Origin of the sequence: Streptomyces sp. Ag109_G2-15 (assembly GCF_900215565.1) — a bacterium.
In the GTDB taxonomy this organism is placed as follows: Bacteria; Actinomycetota; Actinomycetes; order Streptomycetales; family Streptomycetaceae; genus Streptomyces; species Streptomyces diastatochromogenes.
Window position 1 is genome coordinate 7,051,936 of sequence record NZ_OCNI01000001.1, and the last position, 18,202, is coordinate 7,070,137.

At 71.3% G+C, this 18,202-nt stretch carries 21 protein-coding genes; 11 read left to right on the plus strand and 10 right to left on the minus strand.

Features of this window, described 5'->3' with window-relative positions:
• The first annotated feature begins 113 nt into the window (after window positions 1-113).
• The 4 genes from CRP49_RS31775 (at window position 114) to CRP49_RS31790 (ending at window position 4,233) form a co-directional block, all read left to right on the plus strand.
• A complete protein-coding gene (locus CRP49_RS31775) occupies window positions 114-998 on the plus strand; it encodes a hypothetical protein (protein WP_097256437.1) in 885 nt (294 codons plus the stop codon).
• A gap of 126 nt (window positions 999-1,124) precedes the next feature.
• A complete protein-coding gene (locus tag CRP49_RS31780) occupies window positions 1,125-1,493 on the plus strand; it encodes a hypothetical protein (RefSeq protein WP_097256438.1) in 369 nt (122 codons plus the stop codon).
• A gap of 121 nt (window positions 1,494-1,614) precedes the next feature.
• A complete protein-coding gene (locus CRP49_RS31785; RefSeq protein ID WP_097256439.1) occupies window positions 1,615-3,630 on the plus strand; it encodes an NADPH-dependent 2,4-dienoyl-CoA reductase in 2,016 nt (671 codons plus the stop codon).
• A 30-nt stretch (window positions 3,631-3,660) separates the two neighbouring features.
• On the plus strand, window positions 3,661-4,233 hold the full coding sequence (locus tag CRP49_RS31790) for a PadR family transcriptional regulator (protein WP_097256440.1): 573 nt from the start codon (window positions 3,661-3,663) through the stop codon (window positions 4,231-4,233).
• A gap of 19 nt (window positions 4,234-4,252) precedes the next feature.
• On the opposite strand, the gene CRP49_RS31795 is transcribed toward CRP49_RS31790, so the two are convergent.
• Both CRP49_RS31795 and CRP49_RS31800 read right to left on the minus strand, forming a co-directional pair.
• Complete coding sequence (locus tag CRP49_RS31795) at window positions 4,253-4,792, minus strand: hypothetical protein (RefSeq protein ID WP_097256441.1); 540 nt, start codon at window positions 4,790-4,792, stop codon at window positions 4,253-4,255.
• A 179-nt stretch (window positions 4,793-4,971) separates the two neighbouring features.
• On the minus strand, window positions 4,972-5,952 hold the full coding sequence (locus tag CRP49_RS31800) for a fibronectin type III domain-containing protein (RefSeq protein WP_097256442.1): 981 nt from the start codon (window positions 5,950-5,952) through the stop codon (window positions 4,972-4,974).
• Between the two features lie 377 nt (window positions 5,953-6,329).
• Between CRP49_RS31800 and CRP49_RS31805 the strand changes: the two genes are divergently transcribed.
• Window positions 6,330-7,028 carry a glycoside hydrolase family 75 protein gene (locus tag CRP49_RS31805; protein ID WP_097256443.1) on the plus strand — a complete coding sequence of 233 codons (699 nt, stop codon included), beginning with the start codon at window positions 6,330-6,332 and terminating at the stop codon, window positions 7,026-7,028.
• A 115-nt stretch (window positions 7,029-7,143) separates the two neighbouring features.
• Here the strand turns inward: CRP49_RS31805 and CRP49_RS31810 are convergent, their stop codons facing one another.
• The 4 genes from CRP49_RS31810 to CRP49_RS31825 form a co-directional block, all read right to left on the minus strand.
• Window positions 7,144-7,554 carry a PTS-dependent dihydroxyacetone kinase phosphotransferase subunit DhaM gene (locus CRP49_RS31810; protein WP_097256444.1) on the minus strand — a complete coding sequence of 137 codons (411 nt, stop codon included), beginning with the start codon at window positions 7,552-7,554 and terminating at the stop codon, window positions 7,144-7,146.
• Complete coding sequence (gene dhaL, locus CRP49_RS31815) at window positions 7,547-8,158, minus strand: dihydroxyacetone kinase subunit DhaL (RefSeq protein WP_097256445.1); 612 nt, start codon at window positions 8,156-8,158, stop codon at window positions 7,547-7,549. Before dhaL ends, CRP49_RS31810 begins: the two co-directional genes overlap by 8 nt.
• Window positions 8,159-8,204: 46 nt before the next feature.
• Window positions 8,205-9,197 (minus strand): dihydroxyacetone kinase subunit DhaK, encoded by a 993-nt coding sequence (dhaK, locus tag CRP49_RS31820; protein ID WP_094219245.1) that lies wholly within the window; start codon window positions 9,195-9,197, stop codon window positions 8,205-8,207.
• Between the two features lie 360 nt (window positions 9,198-9,557).
• A complete protein-coding gene (locus CRP49_RS31825; protein WP_257033552.1) occupies window positions 9,558-10,946 on the minus strand; it encodes an MFS transporter in 1,389 nt (462 codons plus the stop codon).
• A gap of 108 nt (window positions 10,947-11,054) precedes the next feature.
• Here CRP49_RS31825 and CRP49_RS31830 point away from each other — a divergent pair, with 108 nt between their 5' ends.
• The gene (locus CRP49_RS31830) at window positions 11,055-11,621 is read left to right on the plus strand and encodes a helix-turn-helix domain-containing protein (protein WP_097256447.1); all 567 of its coding nucleotides are present in this window, start codon (window positions 11,055-11,057) and stop codon (window positions 11,619-11,621) included.
• A gap of 13 nt (window positions 11,622-11,634) precedes the next feature.
• On the opposite strand, the gene CRP49_RS31835 is transcribed toward CRP49_RS31830, so the two are convergent.
• Together CRP49_RS31835 and CRP49_RS31840 are read right to left on the minus strand one after the other, a co-directional pair.
• A complete protein-coding gene (locus CRP49_RS31835; RefSeq protein WP_097256448.1) occupies window positions 11,635-12,066 on the minus strand; it encodes a GNAT family N-acetyltransferase in 432 nt (143 codons plus the stop codon).
• Window positions 12,063-12,563: an aminoacyl-tRNA deacylase gene (locus tag CRP49_RS31840; protein WP_179851814.1), complete on the minus strand. Its 501-nt coding sequence runs from the start codon at window positions 12,561-12,563 to the stop codon at window positions 12,063-12,065. Before CRP49_RS31840 ends, CRP49_RS31835 begins: the two co-directional genes overlap by 4 nt.
• Before the next feature lie 129 nt (window positions 12,564-12,692).
• Here CRP49_RS31840 and CRP49_RS31845 point away from each other — a divergent pair, with 129 nt between their 5' ends.
• A complete protein-coding gene (locus CRP49_RS31845; protein WP_097256449.1) occupies window positions 12,693-13,148 on the plus strand; it encodes an RpiB/LacA/LacB family sugar-phosphate isomerase in 456 nt (151 codons plus the stop codon).
• 106 nt (window positions 13,149-13,254) lie between these two features.
• Here the strand turns inward: CRP49_RS31845 and CRP49_RS31850 are convergent, their stop codons facing one another.
• A complete protein-coding gene (locus tag CRP49_RS31850; RefSeq protein WP_257033553.1) occupies window positions 13,255-13,620 on the minus strand; it encodes a DUF6479 family protein in 366 nt (121 codons plus the stop codon).
• A 168-nt stretch (window positions 13,621-13,788) separates the two neighbouring features.
• Here CRP49_RS31850 and CRP49_RS31855 point away from each other — a divergent pair, with 168 nt between their 5' ends.
• Both CRP49_RS31855 and CRP49_RS31860 read left to right on the plus strand, forming a co-directional pair.
• Entirely contained in the window at window positions 13,789-14,163 is a 375-nt protein-coding gene (locus tag CRP49_RS31855) for a ferredoxin (protein WP_097257649.1), read from the plus strand.
• An 83-nt stretch (window positions 14,164-14,246) separates the two neighbouring features.
• Complete coding sequence (locus tag CRP49_RS31860; RefSeq protein WP_097256451.1) at window positions 14,247-15,425, plus strand: acyl-CoA dehydrogenase family protein; 1,179 nt, start codon at window positions 14,247-14,249, stop codon at window positions 15,423-15,425.
• A 90-nt stretch (window positions 15,426-15,515) separates the two neighbouring features.
• Here CRP49_RS31860 and CRP49_RS31865 read toward each other — a convergent pair whose 3' ends face one another.
• Window positions 15,516-16,103, minus strand: a complete 588-nt coding sequence (locus CRP49_RS31865) for a TetR family transcriptional regulator (protein WP_097256452.1) — start codon at window positions 16,101-16,103, stop codon at window positions 15,516-15,518.
• 101 nt (window positions 16,104-16,204) lie between these two features.
• On the opposite strand from CRP49_RS31865, the gene CRP49_RS31870 reads away from it, so the two are divergent.
• Window positions 16,205-17,188 carry an aldo/keto reductase gene (locus CRP49_RS31870; protein WP_097256453.1) on the plus strand — a complete coding sequence of 328 codons (984 nt, stop codon included), beginning with the start codon at window positions 16,205-16,207 and terminating at the stop codon, window positions 17,186-17,188.
• Window positions 17,189-17,279: 91 nt separating this feature from the next.
• Window positions 17,280-18,167 (plus strand): MBL fold metallo-hydrolase, encoded by an 888-nt coding sequence (locus CRP49_RS31875; protein WP_097256454.1) that lies wholly within the window; start codon window positions 17,280-17,282, stop codon window positions 18,165-18,167.
• Window positions 18,168-18,202: the final 35 nt, after the last annotated feature.

The window sequence follows — 18,202 nt, forward strand, 5'->3', positions numbered from 1 at the left end:
GGGGCCGGGAGAGTTCACCCTCATGTTGCTCCATTGGTCTGTACATGACCATCGGGTCCCGCCAGACTGTGCGCCGACCGAGTGCCCCACCCCCCCCGTTCGAGGAGTCGGCCATGCCCGCGTCCCCGTCCGTCCGGCAACGTTGTCACACAGTCCTCGCCGGACTCGTCACCCTGGCCACCGCAGCCGTGGTGTCCCTCGCCGCACCCGCCCCGGCCTCCGCCGCTGACAACTGGACCGAGACCGGCTCCGACCGCGCCGACCCGCTGACCGAGAGCCAGGGTCTGACCTCGGTGGAGGTCCCGGCGAACAGCCCCAACCGGTACACCGGCATCGGCACCATCCCCATCGGCGTCTCCAGCAGAGGCTGGAACCACGTCGGCGACCCCGACGCCTCGTACAACGGCTACTACATCGAGCCCTACCAGCAGGACTCCGGCAACTCGAAGATGTTCCGCGTGCAGGCACCGGGCGGCGCCTGGTCGGAGTACGTCCACACGCTGAGTCCCGGCGAGGCGCTGAACAACTCCTGGGACGCGATCTCGCCGGACGGCCAGTGGATGCTGGCGGGCGAATGGGGCACCATGAACCGCCTGCTGGTCTTCCCGACCCCCGGCATCAACCCGAGCACGTCGCCCTCGGCCAACCTCCCGCAGGCCTCCAAGGTCAACCTCGACCACGCCGTCCGCGACGTCCAGGGCTGCGACTTCTCCGGCCCGACGACCCTGCTGTGCTCCTCGGACGACCCGGACGGCTCCCTCTTCGGCATGACCAAGCCGCTGCTCCAGATCGACCTGTCCGCGGCCCCGGGCTCGGCGGACGTCTCCGGCCATGTCACCGCCCTGCGCCAGCTGCCGCTGCGCAGCTCCTGCTCGGGCACCTTCGAGACGGAGGGCATCGACTACGACCGCCGGAGCGGCGTCCTGCGGGTGATCGTCATGTCGCCGGGGTTCTGCATCCTCACGGACAGCAAGACGTACAAGTTCTCGCGCGGCTGAGAGCCCCCGCCGTGTCGCTGCCGCGACAGGTGGTGCGTTTCCGGAAAGTGGTGGTTTTCTGGGGAGGTGGCGCGGTGCGCGGGGAGCCCGCGGTATCGCGCCATCGCCATGAGAGGAGCGATCACGATGGCCCGTGAGCGATCGCACGAGGAAGCCGTGTCCCTCGAGATCAGCGGATGCAGCAAGGAAGACGCCCGGATCGTGTTCGACGTGCTGTGCGAGTGCTTCGAGTCCGACCGGTCCGCCGAGGACGTGCCACAGCAGCTCCACGAGACACGCCCGATGGTGTGGCTCGGCACGTTCGAGGTCACCGACGCCCACGCCTGCCGGCCGCCCGCCCGGCTCTCGGCCGGCGTCGAGGCCGACGCACAGGGCAGCTACTGGGCGATCAACCGGCTCCACAGGACGCTGGACTCGCTCTTCGCGGTGCGCAACCTCTCCTCGGCCTCGGGGGACCAGGAACGGGAACTGCACGTCCTGCTCGAAAGCCGGTGACGTAACGGCAGCCACAGCCACAGAGTGATCGGGTTCACCTCCGTGCGTTTATGCAACTAGTTGCACAATGGGTTCGGGGTCCTCTACAAAAGAGGCGTCCACACCGCGCACGGAGGGCCCGATGAGCCGTTACCCGCACCTGATGTCCCCGCTCGACCTGGGATTCACCACGCTGCCCAACCGCGTCCTCATGGGCTCCATGCACGTCGGTCTGGAGGAGGCCGAGCGCGGCTTCGAGCGGATGGCGGCGTTCTACGCGGCCCGCGCGCGTGGCGGAGTCGGGCTCATCGTCACCGGCGGCATCGCGCCCAACGAGGAGGGGCGGCCGTGGGAGGGCGGCTCCAAGCTCACCACCGAGGCGGAGGCCGAGGAGCACAAGGCCGTCACCGAGGCCGTACACCGCGAGGGCGGCCGGATCGCGATGCAGATCCTGCACTTCGGCCGGTACGCCTACCACCAGGACCTGGTCGCCCCGAGCCCGCTGCAGGCCCCGATCAGCCCCTTCGTACCGCGCGAACTGACCGACGCCGACGTCGAGCGCACCATCGACGACTACGCCCGCGCCGCCCGCCTGGCGAAGCAGGCCGGTTACGACGGCGTCGAGATCATGGGCTCCGAGGGCTACCTCATCAACGAGTTCATCGCCGCCCAGACCAACCACCGCACCGACCGCTGGGGCGGCTCGTACGAGAACCGGATGCGCTTCCCCGTCGAGATCGTCCAGCGCGTGCGCGAGGCGGTCGGCGAGGACTTCATCATCATCTACCGGCTCTCCATGCTGGACCTGGTCCCGGGCGGCTCCTCCCTGGAGGAGGTCGTCACCCTCGCCAAGGCCGTCGAGGCCGCCGGGGCGACGATCATCAACACCGGTATCGGCTGGCACGAGGCGCGCATCCCCACCATCGCCACCTCGGTCCCGCGCGGCGCCTACACCTGGGTCACCAAGAAGCTCATGGGTGAGGTGTCCCTCCCGCTGGTGACCACCAACCGCATCAACACCCCCGAGCTGGCCGAGGAGTTGCTCGCCGACGGCTGTGCGGACATGGTGTCCATGGCCCGCCCGATGCTCGCCGACCCCGACTTCGTCAACAAGGCCGCGGCCGGCACGCCCGAGGCCATCAACACCTGCATCGGCTGCAACCAGGCCTGCCTCGACCACACGTTCAGCGGCAAGATCACCTCCTGCCTGGTCAACCCGCGCGCCTGCCACGAGACGGAACTGGTGCTCTCCCCGACCCGGCTGAAGAAGCGCGTCGCCGTCGTCGGCGCCGGTCCGGCGGGCCTCGCCTGCGCCGTGAGCGCCGCCGAATGCGGCCATGACGTGGTGCTCTTCGACGCCGGGAGCGAGATCGGCGGCCAGCTGAACGTGGCCCGCAAGGTCCCCGGCAAGCAGGAGTTCGACGAGACGCTGCGCTACTTCCGCCACCAGCTCGACGAGCACGGCGTGGACGTACGCCTCGACACCTGGGTGGGCACCGCGGACCTGGCCGGCTACGACGAGGTCGTCGTCGCCACCGGCGTCACCCCGCGCACCCCCGACATCCCCGGCGCCGACCACCCCCGCGTCCTCGGCTACCTCGACGTCCTGCGCGACGGCGCCCCCGTCGGTGACCGCGTCGCCATCCTCGGCGCCGGCGGCATCGGCTTCGACGTCGCCGAGTACCTCACCGACGGCGGCGACAAGGCGAGCGAGGACCCGGAGACGTACTTCCGCAACTGGGGCGTCGACATGGACTACGCGGCACCGGGCGGCCTCGCCGCACCGCGCCGGCCCGCCCCGCCCCGCACGGTCCACCTCCTCCAGCGCAAGACCACCAAGGTCGGCGCCGGACTCGGCAAGACCACCGGCTGGATCCACCGCACCGAGCTGAAGCACCGCGGCGTGACCATGGTCCCGGGCGTGCGCTACGACCGGATCGACGACGCGGGCCTGCACATCACCGTGGGCGAGGAGAGCACGGTCCTGGAGGTCGACACCGTCGTGCTGTGCACCGGCCAGGAGCCGCGCCGCGACCTGTACGAGGAACTGGTCGCCGCCGGACGCAGCGTCCACCTGATCGGCGGCGCCGACGTCGCGGCCGAGCTGGACGCCAAGCGGGCCATCAAGCAGGGCACCGAACTGGCGGCGGCCCTGTAGGGGCCGTACGCCCGTCCCTAGGATGAGCCCATGTCACTCCCGCACGCCATCCTCACCGCCCTGCTGGAGAAGCCGTCGTCGGGTCTCGAACTGACCCGCCGGTTCGACAAGTCGATCGGCTACTTCTGGTCCGCGACGCACCAGCAGATCTATCGCGAGCTGGGCAAGCTGGAGGCCGAGGGCCACATCCGTACCCTGCCGGCCGAGCAGCCGGCCCGCGGGCAGAAGAAGAGTTACGAGGTTCTGCCCGCGGGCCGCGCCGAACTGGCCCGCTGGACCGCCGCCTCCCAGGACCCCAAGCCGCAGCGGGACGTCCTGCTGCTGCGGCTGCGTGCCGCGGCGGTGGTCGGCACCGCGGGTCTCGAATCCGACCTGCGCCGCCATCTGGAGCTGCACCAGCGGCAGTTGGCCGAGTACGAGGAGATCGAGCGGCGCGACTTCCCGCCGGACCGGACCGGCCCACAGGACCGCCTGCGCCACCTGGTCCTGCGCGCCGGCATCGACCTGGAGACCTTCTGGACCCAGTGGCTGACCGAGGCCCTGAAGGAGTTCACCGCCCTGCCCGCCGAGGCACCGGAGCCGACGGGCGATACGTCCGGCTGATCACGCTGACGGTGAGGTCTCAGAGGCGGTACGGCTTCGAGCGGCGGCGCAGGAACCAGGCGGTGGCGGCCAGGCCGGCGGTCACCAGGGTCGCGCCGATGCCGAGGGTGAGCGTCCGGTAGTCGCGCGCCGCGCCGCCGAGGCCGCCCATCACACCGCGCGAGGGGGCCGCGGCGGACGTCGACGAGGTCGTGGGGGCGGAAGCGGCGGACACGATCACGGACTGGCTGCCGGCGGTCACGCCGTTGGAGCAGACCACCACGACCGTGTACGTCCCGGGGCTCACCCCCGACCAGGCCGCCGACTGGCTGATGGTTGTGCCCGACAGGGCAACCTGGCGGCCCTGGGAGAAGCTCCCCTGGCCGCTGCTGAGCAGCGAGGCGGTGCCCCAACTGCCGTTGTTCTGGACGCATGCGCTGGTGACGACCGAGACCGTGGACCCGGTGGTGCTCACCGAGATTCCCGAGACCGCGGCCGAGGGCCCGGCGAGTGCGGTCGGGAGCGCGGCGGCGGCCGCCAGGGTCAGGCCGGAGCGGAAGAGGAGTCGGGAGTTTCGCATTGGCTGGCCTCCGGCGGCACGGTTGGCGGTACATCCCATGCGCCGCCGAGGGTCGGGAAACGTCCGTGCTGCCCTCAAGGGCAGCAAACGCGGCTCCGGACCCGGCCGCACGCGGACCGCACCCGGTCAGGTGACGTGACTCCTGCGACCGGTGCAGGCCGGAGCCGGCCCGTCGACCGTCAGCCGCCCGCGCCCGTGGTCACCGTCCGCTCCGCCGAGAAGCCGCCCCAGGTGCCGTCCGGCAGTCGCGCCCTCAGCCGCACCCGGTGCTCGGCCCCGGCGTCCCGCCCGACGTAGAAGCTGTAGCGGGCCCGGCCACGTGGTGGGTCGCCGCCCCACACCAGGGAGGTCGCCGTGGTGCCGTCGAGCTGGATCTGGTACTCGGTGATCACCCCGTCCACGCGCGGCGGATCCCAGGCGAGGTCGATGTAGTACGCCCCGGCGGACCGGTGGGTCGTGGCGGTGAAGGCGGTCGGCCGGGTGTCCCGTCCGTCGTCGGTGCCCGGCGTGCCGATCCGGACGGGTGCGCTCGCGGGCGAGAGGTTGTCGGCGGCGTCCCGCGCCCGCACGGTGAAGACGTACCGGGTGCCGGGGCGCAGCCCGGTGACCACGGTCGCGGTCTGGCCGCCGCCGACGCTGTGGATCTTCGCACCGCCCTGGTAGACGTCGTACGACACCACGCCCCTGTCGTCGCGGGAGGCGGCCCAGGACAGCTGGACCGCCCGGCTGCCGACCGCCCGGCCGGTCGGCCGCAGCGGGCGGGTCGGGGCCGAGCGGTCCGCCGCCACCACGGCGGGCGTCCTCGCCCGCACCTCGCGGCTCGGCGGCCCGAGGCGGCCGTCCGTGTCCCGGGCCCGCACGGTGAACGCATACAGGGTGGACGGCCTGAGCCTGGTGACGTCCACCATGTGCTGCGAGCCCGGTACTTCCGTGACTTTCGTGGCGCCGCGATACACCTCGTAGGTGCGGATCCCGCGCCCGTCCGGCACCGCGTTCCACATCACGTGCACGCTGGTGGCGCTCCCGGCCGCGGCGGTGACGCCCGCCGGAGCGCCGGGCGCCCGTCCGCCGTCGCCGTCGGCCGCACCGCTCCAGCCGCAGGACGCGACCAGCACCAGGGCTGCGCAGGCCGGCACGGGCCGGAGGGGAACGCGTCGCACGGCTCTGCCTCCCCGGGGACGGCATCACGGCAAAGGTCCGGACCAATATGACCCGGCCTGTGCGGCCGAGGCAAGGGGGCCGTGTTGGTGACCATGCGCGGGAGTTACGTATGCTGAGGACTCCCTACGGCTGAACTCCCCGAGAGGGCAGGGAAGTTCATGCCTGTGGCGCGGAAACGCTGTCGTCGCCGAACCCGCGCCGACGCGGGTGGCCGGGGGGCCTGGGCCGGCATCGGCTCAGGCCCCCGGCCCCTGTTGTCTTCTCACAGGGCGTCAGGAGCGTGCTCCATCCGGCCCCATCAGAGTGGTAGTGCTCGCCGACCGGCACCAGATTGGGCAAGGTGTCCGGAATGTTCTCCAGGAGAGAGTCCCTCAGAGTGCGTGTCCAGTCGCTGACGCTGGCCACGGCCGGCGCCGCCCTGCTCGCCCCGACGACAGTTCCCGCCGCTGCCGTACCGCCCGGGCAGGAGCACGCGGCCCACAGCGAGGGCTCCGTGACCGCCGCCGACCTGCTCGAACGGGTGCGCAGCTGTACCCAGGTGTCCAAGGGCCGGTACAGAACCGACGGCGGTGGCCCCGCGACCGTCCCCGTCTGCGGCACCCGCGAGGCGGTGTTCTGGAAGGCCGACCTGGACGTCGACTGCGACGGACGGCCCACCACCCGCTGCAACCGCCGTACCGATCCGCTGTTCTCCGCCGCCACGGCCTACCAGCAGTCCGACGGCCGCCACCTGAACGCCGAGTCCCTGCCCTACATCGTGATCCCGGCCCCGAGCGGCATCTGGGATCCCGGCGCGCAGGGCATCCGGGGCGGCGCCGTGGCGGCCGTGATCTACCAGGACCGGGTGCGGTACGCGGTCGTCGGCGACACCGGCCCGCGGGACATCATCGGCGAGGCCTCCTACGCCACCGCCCGGGGCCTGGGCATCCACCCCGACCCGCGCAACGGCGGAGTCCCCTCCGGCGTCACGTACATCGTCTTCAAGGACTCGAACGTCGCCCCGATCGAGGACCACCGGGCGGCGGTGGAGACGGGGGAGCGGCTGGCCCGGGAGTTCGTGGAGGCCCAGCAGTGAGACCGCCCGCACGGCCCACCGAGCCCGGGCGGGCGCCTTTTCCACCTACCAAGTCGGGTGGTGAGTGGGCACAGGCCGGGGGTCCAGGGGGCGGAGCCCCCTGGTACCCGCGCGCTCACACCTTCCGGTAGCTGTACGCCTCAGCGGCCGCAGCCTCCACCGCGTCCAGATCCGCTCCCGTGGCCGCCGTGACGACCGCGGCCACCGCACCCTCGACGAACGGCGCGTCCACCAGCCGCGCCCCGTCCGGCAGTTCATCGCCCTCGGCCAGCAGCGCTTTCACGGTGAGCACCGCACTGCCGAGGTCGGTGAGTACGGCGACCCCGACACCCCGGTCCACGGAGGCGGCCGCCGCGGAGATCAGCTCGGCGCTGGTGCCGAGCCCGCCGCCCTCGGTACCGCCCGCCGCGGCGACGGGCACCGCGGTGGCCCCGCCCGCCAGACCCTTCGCCAGCTCGGCCACGGACGCAGCGACTTCCGCGCTGTGCGACACCAGCACGATCCCGACCCGCTTCTCGTCACTCACCCGACGCTCCCGAAGCCGCTTCTTCCAGTCCGGCGATCAGCAGGGCCGACGACGTGGCCCCTGGATCCTGGTGCCCGATACTGCGCTCGCCGAGATAGCTGGCCCGGCCCTTGCGGGCCAGCAGCGGGATGGTGGCCTCCGCGCCCTGCTCGGCGGCCGAGCGCGCCGCGGCGAAGCCCTCGCCGAGCGCGTCCACGGCCGGGACCAGGGAGTCGATCATGGTCTTGTCACCGGGTGCGGCACCGCCCAGCGCCATCACCCCGTCCACGCCCGCTCTGAGCGCCTCGGCCAGCTGCTTCTCGCTGACCTCGGCGGCGTCCCCGAGCGCCTTGCCGGCCTTGCGCAGCAGGGTGCCGTACAACGGCCCGGCCGCCCCGCCGACCGTCGAGATCAGCCGGCGTCCGGCCAGGACCAGCACGGCGCCCGGGGTGGCCGGCGCCTCCTCCTCCAGGCTGGCCAGGACGGCCGTGAACCCGCGCTGCATGTTGCTGCCGTGGTCGGCGTCCCCGATGGCCGAGTCGAGGGCCGTGAGCCGTTCCGCCTCCCGGTCGACGGATGCGGCGGTCGCCGTCATCCAACGGCGGAAGAAATCCGCGTCGAGCACTGGATCTCCTTGCGTGGTAGGGATGTTGACCGCTTCGTCCGCCGTATCACATCCCCCAGCGCAGTGCCGGGGTCTTCACCGGCGCGTCCCACAGCCGCAGCAGTTCCTCGTCGACCTGGCACAGCGTGACCGAGGCACCCGCCATGTCGAGGGAGGTGACGTAGTTGCCGACGAGGGTGCGGGCCACGGTCACGCCCCGCTCGCCGAGCACCCGCTGCACTTCCGCGTTGAAGCCGTACAGCTCCAGCAGCGGGGTGGCGCCCATGCCGTTGACCAGGACCAGCACGGGGTTGCGCGGGGGCATGTCCTCCAGGATGGCGTGCACCGCGAAGTCGGCGATCTCCCCGGAGGTCATCATCGCCCGCCGCTCCCGGCCCGGCTCGCCGTGGATGCCGATGCCCAACTCCAGCTCGCCGGAGGGCAGATCGAAGGTCGGAGAGCCCTTGGCCGGGGTGGTGACGGCGCTCAGCGCGACACCGAAGCTGCGGGCGTTCTCGTTCACCTGGCGCCCGACGGCCTCCACCCGCTCCAGCGGCTGCCCCTCGGCCGCGGCGGCACCCGCGATCTTCTCCACGAACAGGGTCGCGCCGGTGCCGCGCCGGCCGGCCGTGTACAGGCTGTCGGTGACCGCCACGTCATCGTTGACCAGCACCTTGCCGACCTGGATGCCCTCGTCCTCGGCGAGTTCGGCCGCCATGTCGAAGTTGAGCACGTCACCCGTGTAGTTCTTCACGATGAACAGCACGCCGGCCCCGCTGTCAACGGCGGCCGCCGCCCGCGCCATCTGGTCCGGCACCGGCGAGGTGAACACCTCTCCGGGACAGGCCGCCGAGAGCATGCCCGGACCGACGAATCCCCCGTGCAGCGGCTCGTGCCCCGACCCACCGCCCGAGATCAGCGCGACCTGCCCGGCCACGGGAGCGTCCCGGCGGACGATCACCCGGTTCTCCACGTCCACGGTCAGGTCGGGATGCGCGGCCGCCATACCCCGCAGCCCGTCTGCCACCACGGTCTCCGGGACGTTGATCAGCATCTTCATGCCTATCTCCTAAGAAACTTAGCAGGTGAGTCTCTGACCGGTGTTTTCCCTGTTCAGGCCGGGTGCGGCCGGTTATCGATCTTGGCGGTCCCCGGCGGCCGGCAGCCGGGTTGCGGCGGCGCTGATACCGACTGAACACCGACTTGGCTGACAGGTCATCGGATCCCCCTGAGGGCGCCTTGGGGCGGGAGCACGGAGCCTTGCTCATCAGTATCGACCTTGTGGCAGCGAAGGTCATGTGCGCCGCAGCTTCCCGTTTGGCCGCCGCTGACTCAGCCGACTCAGCCGACTCCGGGATCCGACGGCCCCAGCCGTGGTCACGGAGTGTGCGTGGACCTTCTTCATGTCTTCGGCCGTGCCTTATGCCTTCGACCGTGACGTACGGGCCAAGAGGACCAGCAGGAGTCCGCAGGCGGCGACCAGGATCCAGCCCGGGCGGGACGCGTGGGCCAGGCCTGCTGGGGTGGTGTCGGCCACCAGGCCGCCGGAGAGGGCGATGCCGAGCGCGGCGCCGACCTGACGTGCGGTGGACGTGATCGCTCCGGCCACGCCGGCTCGGGCGGGAGGCAGCCCACTGACCGCGGTGTTGGTGATCGGCGCGTTGGCGAAGCCGAACCCGATACCGGTGAGCAGGTAGGCGAGCAGGAGCAGCGGCGTGCCGGTGTGACCGTCGAGTCCGACGAGGCAGAGTCCGCCCGCCATGGTGAAGCCGCCGGCCAGGGTCAGCGGCAGCCGGGGGCCGACGCGACCGACGAGACGGCCGGACCAGGGGGCGCAGACGGTGGCGCCGAGGGCCATGGGCAGCGTCGCCGCTCCGGCGGCCAGTGGCGTGAATCCCCGGGTGTGCTGCAGGTAAAGGGTGTTGAGCAGCAGCGTCACGTTCAGAGCGACGAAGACCGCCACGGCACCCAGGACCGCACCGCTGAACGCGGGGCTGCGGAAGAGCCGTAGATCCATCAGCGGTTGCTGCCGGCGGGCCTCGACCCATACGAATCCGACCGTCGCCATGGCGGCGAACCCGTAGGCGGCAAGCGCTGCGGGCGACGTCCAGCCGATGTGCGGCCCTTCGATGAGGACGCCGACCCAGACGCCGATGACCACGGTCAGCAGGGCCTGACCGGGCACGTCGAGCCGCTGTGCCCGCGGCGCCCGAGACTCGGGCACGAACACGGCGCTGAGCACCAGAGCGGCCACGATGACCGGGGCGTTGATCCAGAACAGAGCCCGCCAGTCGAGCCCCGCGAGCAGAGCGCCGCCGATGACCGGTCCGACGGCCATGCTGAGCCCGAAAACGGACGCCCAGACACCGATCGCCTGCGCTCGCTCTCTCGGGTCGGGCATCGCGTTCACCACGATCGCGAGAGCGACCGGACTGAGCATCGAGGCGCCGACGCCCTGAACGGCGCGGGCCGCGACCAGCGCGCCGACCGAAGGTGCGATCGCGCAGACCAGCGAGGCCGCCCCGAACACGACCAATCCGCACTGGAACATCCGTCGGCGTCCGAACCGGTCCGCCAGCGCGCCGGAGGAGATCAGCAGCCCGGCCAGGACGATGGTGTACGCGTCAACGGTCCACTCGAGACTGCGCGTCCCGACGCCCAGGCCGCGCCCGATGGCGGGCAGGCCCACGTTGACGATGGTGGTGTCCAGGCCCACCAGGAACATGCTCAGGCAGCAGACGGCCAGCACCGTCCAGCGTCTGCGTGCGCTCAGAGCGGGCGCAACAGGGTGAATCGTCGTCGCGGTCACGGATTGCCTCTCACATCCGGGGAGTAACTGCCCGGCAAGGCTCAGTCAGTCCCACAGGCACCGACCAGCACTTTTGCGAGAACCGCAAAGAACCGCACACTGAGCCACGTGGACGCAGAACTGGAGCAGATCCTCGACGACATCGGGCCACGGCTGCGCGCGTTGCGCCGGGACCGGGGACTCACGCTGGAGGCGCTGGCAGCAACGACCGGGATCTCGGTGAGCACACTGTCCCGTCTGGAGTCGGGCAGCCGACGCCCGACCCTGGACCTGCTCATCCCGCTCGCGCGGGCACACCGCGTCGCGCTCGACGAACTGGTGGCCGCACCGGCCACCGGTGACCCCCGGGTGCACCTGAGGCCCTTGCGCAGAGGTGACGGCAGCGTCCTCGTGCCACTGACCCAATACCCGGGCCGGGTGCAGGTGTTCAAGCACGTACTTGCTCCCCGCGAGCCGAAGCTGGTGACTCACGAAGGCTATGAATGGCTCTACGTCCTGGCCGGCGAACTGCGGCTCATCCTCGGCGAGCACGAAAGCACACTCCACCCCGGCGAAGCGGCCGAGTTCGACACCAGACAGCCGCACTGGTTCGGTCCGGCGAACACGAGCAGCGTGGAGATCCTGCATCTGTTCGGCCCCCGAGGCGACCAGGCCGTCGTCCGCGCGAGCCCCTAGCTCCGGGGCGTGGTCAGCTACGGGACCACTTGAAGTAGGCCGCCGTCTCGTCGAACCCGAGGCGACGGTAGAACTCGCCCGCCCTGCGGGTCGGCACGGTCACCTCGACGTCACCCGCCGCTTCGGCCCTCGCCTGCACGGCCCGGATCAGCGCGGAGCCGATTCCCCCGCTGCGCTGCTCCGCGTCCACGGTGAGTTCCAGCAGCTCCAGTACGGTCCCGCCCGCGAAGAGGGTGGGCATCCGCACCGCGAGTACATAGCCGACCGTGGCCGAGTCCCGCTCGGCCACCAGGAACTCCGCTCCGCCCTCCGCCGCGGACTTGAGGACCTGGGGAAACGTGACGTCCTCGAAGACCGCCCGATCGGGCCGGTAGCTGGTCACGAAACCGTTCAGGAGACGCCAGACGGCAGCGGAGTCCGCGGGCGTGGCGGGCCGGACGGTCATGTCGCCCCCGCGGTCGTCGGGATGTCGGCGATCGGCGCCGTCGCGGCCGTCGGAACCGCGGCGATCAGCTCCGCCGCGTCGATCTCGATGCTGCTGTCGGGCCGGCCACTGCCGCAGTGCACGCGGCCCAGTCCGCCCACCGTCTCGTCGAACACCACCACCGCGGCGCCGTCCGTGGACACGGGGCACACCCCGCCGGGCCGCATCCCCGCCCGCGCCAGCCGGCCGGCCCCGGCGGGGGAGAGGTCGGTACGGCGGATCCCGGCGGCCTGGGCCAGCGCGCCGTACCGCAGCCGTGCGTGGCCGGGCAGAGCCGCCAGCACGAGTCGGTCCTCCGGGGTGACGAAGGCCAGGGTCTTGACCGTCCGCTCCAGCGGAACGCCGAGCGCGGCGCACACGTCCAGGGCTTCGGCCACGTCGGGATGCTCGTGCAGCCGGAACGAGGCGCCGCGCGCCGCGAGCACCTCGGGCGGGCCGACCGATTGGGGATCGCTCACCTCGCCGAGACTAGCCTGCCGGAGAGGGAAGTTGACCGCTGTGGGCAGAGCACACAGGCTGTCGGCCGGTGACCCGGGGACGCCGGCCGTGCGTACCGGGGCCGTCGGAAAGGAACTAGGCTCCGGAGTATGCGGATCTCCGTCTCCTCCGACATGGACGAACCCGTCGCCCGCCTCCTCGTGGAGGAGCTGCGCCGACGCGGCCACGAGGTGCGTGAGCACGGCGCGCTGCGGTCCGGTGCCGACCCGCAGTGGGCGGTCTGCTCCGAGGCGGCTGCCCGTGACGTCGCCGAGGGCACCTCCGATCAGGCGGTCGTGTGCTGCTGGACCGGCACCGGCGCCTCCATCGCCGCGAACAAGGTGCCGGGCGTCCGCGCGGCCCTGTGCACGGACGCCGGCACGGCCGAGGGCGCCCGCCGCTGGAACGACGCCAACGTCCTGGCGCTCAGCCTGCGGCTCACCTCCGCACCGGTACTGAAGGAGATCCTCGAGGCCTGGTTCGCGGCCGAGCCGAGCCAGGACCCGGAGGACGTACAGAACGTGGCCCGCGTCGGCCGCCTCGACGCCACCAAGAAGGTCTCCTAGAGGCGTACGGCGGCCTGGCGCGGGCCAGGGCGGTCGTTCGCTCGCTGCCGTGTGTGTCGGTGTTCGGTGTCCGGTGGTCGATGCGGGTGTTCAGGGTCGGTCGGATTCAGTGGGCGCCCAGTCCGCCGCCGCCGAACGAGCCGCTCGACCCCTTGCTCCAGCGCGGGCGATCCTTCGACGCGCTCGGCTTGGTGTCCATGTTGGTCAGCTCGTACGGGGTGAGCGGGCGACCGCCCTTGGGCATCTGGGGAACCTCCTGGGACTCCCTGTTCTCCCGGACCTCGTGCACCGCGCCGTCCGGTGGCAGGTGCGGCTGCTCCTCGGGGCGCGGCCGAGGGGGCTCGCGGTACTTGACCCGCGAGTTCATCCAGAAGCCGCCGGCGAGCAGCGTCAGGAGGCCGAGGGCCACCAGGAAGAGCACGAGGCTCATCAGGCCGCTCGCCGCGGCCAGCTGCATCTGTGCGGTACTCATAGGACAGGAGTACCCCGCCCGGAACGGGACGAACCGGACACCTTGAGTGAGCGCACGTCCACGGACGGCGACACGGCCCCGGATCGCGGCATCACCTTGCCTGGCGAAGGGGTTTGCTTGCTCCGGTGAAGGGGGTTTGCGATGCTCCCGCCCGGCTACCCGCCCGGTGTGACACCGCCGACTTCACCGCAGCAGCTCTACAGGTTCCTGGAGGACCGTTTCGCGTGCGCCCTGGCGTGTACGGAGTGCGCCAGGGTGTGTGCGGTGCGTGCGAGCCTCCTGGACCCGATCGGTGCCGTACGCCAGGACCGCGTACGCCGGCTCGGCATCATGTGCGCCGAGGTGTGCGACGCCACCTGCCGGATGCTGACCGAGCAGGACCGTCAGGACGAGGAGGGGATCAGGATCCAGCTGGAGTGGTGCCGCTCGGTCTGCCTCGACTGTGCGGACGCCTTCGCCGGGCAGACCGGTGCCGAATCGGCCACGGGGGCGTGCCGGGCCTGCGCCCAGGCTTGCATGGACTTCCTGGAGTCCCTGAACTGAGCCCCGGCGCGCCATTCCCTATTTCTGAAACACGTTCTACGGTGTGCGCCGTCAGGACCGCCCTTGGGGACCCTGGAGGCGCCGTGCACCTCGACCACACGCCCGAGCAGCAGCGACTGCGCAGCGAACTGCGCGCCTACTTCGCCGAGCTGGTGCCGGACCACGCCTACGCCCGGTACGCGGATCCGGCCGCGCAGAAGCGGTTCTACCGCGAGACGATCCGGCGCCTCGGCACGGACGGCTGGCTCGGCGTGGGCTGGCCCAAGGAGTACGGCGGGCGCGGGATGTCCGCGATGGAGCAGTTCATCTTCTTCGACGAGGCCGCGCAGGCCGGCGTACCGCTGCCGCTGATGGCCCTGAACACGGTCGGCCCGACCATTATGCAGTTCGGCACCGAGGAGCAGAAGGCGTACTTCCTGCCGCGCATCCTCTCCGGCGAGATCGACTTCGCCATCGGCTACAGCGAGCCCGAGGCCGGCACCGACCTCGCGTCCCTGAGGACACGCGCCGTACGGGACGGCGAGGCATATGTCGTCGACGGGCAGAAGATCTGGACCACCAACGGCGACACCGCGGACTGGGTGTGGCTGGCCGTACGCACCGACCCGGACGCCCCGCCGCACAAGGGCATCACCATGCTCCTCGTGCCGACGTCGGACCCCGGCTACTCCTGCACCGTCATCAACACCCTCGCCTCGCACGACACCACGGCCAGCTACTACGAGAACATCCGCGTCCCCGTATCGCGCCGGGTCGGCGAGGAGAACCAGGGCTGGCGGCTGATCACCAACCAGCTCAACCATGAGCGCGTCACCCTCGCCGCCCACGGCACCATGGCGATCCGCGCCCTGCACGACGTGCAGCGCTGGGCGATGGAGACCAAGCTGGCCGACGGCCGCCGGGTGGTCGACCTGCCCTGGGTACGCCGCCTGCTCGCCCGGACCCACACCCGGCTCGACGCGATGAAGCTCCTCAACTGGCAGATGGTGACCGCCGTCCAGGAGGGCACCCTCACTCCGCAGGACGCCTCCGCCGTCAAGGTCTACGGCTCCGAGGCCCGCCGGGACGCCTACGCCTGGCTCATGGAGGTCGTGGCCGCGGCGGGCCCCCTGAAGGAGGGCTCGGCGGGCGCCGTCCTGCACGGCGAACTGGAACGCGGCTACCGCTCGGCGGTCATCTTCACCTTCGGCGGCGGCAACAACGAGATCCAGCGCGAGATCATCTCCTGGATCGGGCTGGGGATGCCTCGGGTACGGCGGTGACGGCCTGAACCAGGGCCCCTCGGCAGACGATGGACACGATCTGGCAGGCGGCTGCGGCGAGATCGCGCACGGTCCAGCCCCATGCGGCTGCTACTCCCCGCCACTCTTCGGCTCGCTGATCCGACGAGCCGCCTCGACGACCGCCGCGCGATGCTCCGCCAGCCGTTGCCGTGACCACGACGGGACGCTCTCCGCCGCGTCGGCGCCTTCCGCGGCCCAGAACCATGCCTGGGCCGCGGCGAGCACCATGGTCAGGAGGTCGGCGGGCCCCATTTCCCGGGCGAGGTCGCCACGCTGTTGCCCGTCGGCCACTTCGGCGGTCTTGCGCAGGAAGGCGTCCGGTTCGAGTCCGGTGGCGGAAGGGCGTTCCAGGAGCTTCCATAGGCGTAGGCGCATCAGGTCCGGCCGGGCGACGAGGTGGTCGAAGATCGCGCCCGCGTATCCGGGCAGGTCGTCGACGTCGAACGGCACCGCCTCGGCACCCGCCGCCATGGCCCGTCGCAGAACCTCGTCGAACAACTGCTCCTTGTTGCCGAAGTAGGCGTAGATCAGCCGTTTGTTCGCCCCCGCGGCCTCGGCGATCCGGTCCACCCGGGCACCGGCGATGCCGTAGGCGGCGAATTCGTTGAAGGCGGCATCGAGCAGCCGGGCTTTGGTGGCGCTGGAGTCCCGTGGCATGTCCACCACCCTAGCAAGTAACTATCTAGTTATTGACATGGGCGGCCCGCAGGTCTACGGTCATGTATCTATCCAGTTAGTTACGGAATAGGGGAACCATCATGGAACAGCGCGCACTGGGCAGCCAGGGCCTGACCGTCGGAGCACAGGGGCTCGGCTGCATGGGCATGAGCGCCTTCTACGGCACCACCGACGAAGCCGAGTCGCTGGCCACCATCGACCGCGCGCTCGAGCTGGGCGTCACGCTGCTGGACACCGCCGAGAGCTACGGCCCGTTCGTCAACGAGCAGCTCCTCGGCAAGGCGCTGGCCGGGCGCCGGGACGCCGCCGTTCTCGCCACGAAGACCGGCGTCGAGATCACCGACGACGGCCGCGCGCTCGGCCTCAACGGCCGGCCCGAGTACGTACGCCGGGCCCTGGAACGCTCGCTGCGGCACCTGGGCACCGACCATGTCGACCTGTACTACCTGCACCGCATCGACCCCGACGTGCCGATCGAGGAGACCGTCGGCGCACTGGCCGAGCTGGTCGCCGAGGGCAAGATCCGCCACATCGGCGTGAGCGAGGCGTCCGCACGGACGATCCGCCGCGCCCACGCCGTACACCCGCTCACCGCCGTCCAGACCGAGTACTCGCTCTTCGAGCGCGGAATCGAGCACAACGGGGTGCTCGACACCCTGCGGGAACTCGGGATCGGCCTGGTCGCGTACTCCCCGCTGGGGCGCGGCTTCCTGTCCGGCGCCATCACCAGCCCCGACGACTTCGCCGAGGACGACTGGCGCCGTACCGACCCCCGCTTCCAGGGCGAGAACTTCGACCGCAACCTCGACGTCGTCCGCGAGGTCCGCCGTATCGCCGCCGCCCAGGACGTCACGCCTTCCCAGCTGGCGCTCGCCTGGGTCCAGCACCAGGGCGCGATCGCCATCCCGGGCACCAAGCGCCGCCGTTACCTGGAGGAGAACGTCGCCGCGACCGAGGTGACCCTCACCGACGAGGACATCGCCGCGATCGAGGCGGTCGCCCCGCACGGCGTGGTCACCGGCGACCGCTACGCACCCGAGTTCATGGGGACGCTCGACGGCTGAGAGTCGCCGATGCCCCTCTCCCCATCCCCGCGCGGGGCCGGAGAGGCCCCGCACACACCCCCCACCCCCAGCGTCTCGAAAGGACGCCCCCATGCCTCAGCCGGCCAAACGGTCCCGGATCACCATCGGCGCGACGACGATCGCCTATCTCCCCGACGGTTTCGGCGCACACGCTCCCGACGTCCTGTTCCCCGGTGTGGACTGGACGACGCGCCCCGGCCACCTCGAGGACGGGCAGCTCCTCCTGTCGTTCGGATCCTTTCTGATACACGCCGGTGACCAGCGGATTCTCGTCGATCTGGCCGTGGGGAAGATCGACGTCGACGTACCCGGCGTCGCTCACCTCAAGGGGGGTGCGTTGCTCCGGAACCTCGCCGAGGAAGGCCTGTCCGCCGACGACATCGACGCGGTCGTGTACACCCATCTGCACCTCGATCACGTCGGCTGGACCAGCGACGTCGCGCCGCTCCCGAACGCGCCCGCCGCGCACGCTCCCACCGGCCTCACCTTCGCCCGGGCACGCCATCTCATGGCGGAGGACGAGTGGCAGTACTGGTCGGCGAGGACGGCGGCCATGGGCGGACCCGACGCCGAGGCAGTGCTCAAGCCGCTCGCCGGCGTCGTCGAGTTCGTCAGGAGCGGCGACACGATCGCGCCCGGCGTCACCGTCGAGGCCACGCCAGGGCACACCCCCGGACACCTGGCGATCGTCGTGCGGGACCCCTCGGGCGGCAGCACCGAGTCGGCCTACATCGTGGGCGACATCCTGCACTCCCCGGCTCAGATCGGCGACCCCGACCTGGTGTTCGCCTCCGACGTCGCTCCGGACCAGGCCCGAGCGGTGCGCGACCGTGTGCTGAAGCGGCCGGACACCGTGATCGCGGCCGGGCACTTCACGGACGACGTGTTCGGTCGTGTCACCTCGGTGGGAGACGCACACGCGTGGACCCCCGTCGACGGCTCGTCGACCTCCCGCTGACCCGGCCGGAAAGGCCGCTCACGTCACTCAAGTCA